At 74.1% G+C, this 397-nt stretch carries 1 protein-coding gene; it reads left to right on the top strand.

Features of this window, described 5'->3' with window-relative positions:
• The coding region (locus IF00_RS0140490) for a CurL C-terminal domain-containing protein (protein WP_037640586.1) at positions 1-397 on the top strand (397 nt) is incomplete at both ends.

Raw genomic sequence — 397 nt, 5'->3', positions numbered from 1 at the left:
TGTGATTCTGGAGCAGGCGCCGTCGGCGGAAGCCGTGCCGTCTGCTGAGCTGGATTCCCCGGCGGAGCAGGTGGGGCCGGTGGCGTGGGTGGTGTCGGCACGGAGCGAGGAGGCGCTGCGGGCGCACGCGGCGCAGCTCGCCGAGGCCGCCGCGGACACCGGGGTGCCGGTGGAGGACGTGGCGGCGACGCTGGCCGCGCGCACCACGTTCGAGCGGCGTGGCGTGGTGGTCGGCTCCACACGTGAGGAGTTGCTGGAGGGTCTGAGGTCGCTGGCCGAGGGCGTCGCCACCAAGGGCGTGGTGTCGGGGAGTGCCGGGTCCGGCAGGACGGTGCTGGTGTTTCCGGGGCAGGGGTCGCAGTGGGGTGCGATGGCGCGGGAGTTGTATGCGTCGGCG

The organism is Streptomyces flavochromogenes (assembly GCF_000717595.1).
Taxonomy (GTDB): Bacteria; Actinomycetota; Actinomycetes; order Streptomycetales; family Streptomycetaceae; genus Streptomyces; species Streptomyces flavochromogenes.
Note: the sequence above shows the minus strand (reverse complement) of the source record. Positions and strands in the feature narration are given on the sequence as shown.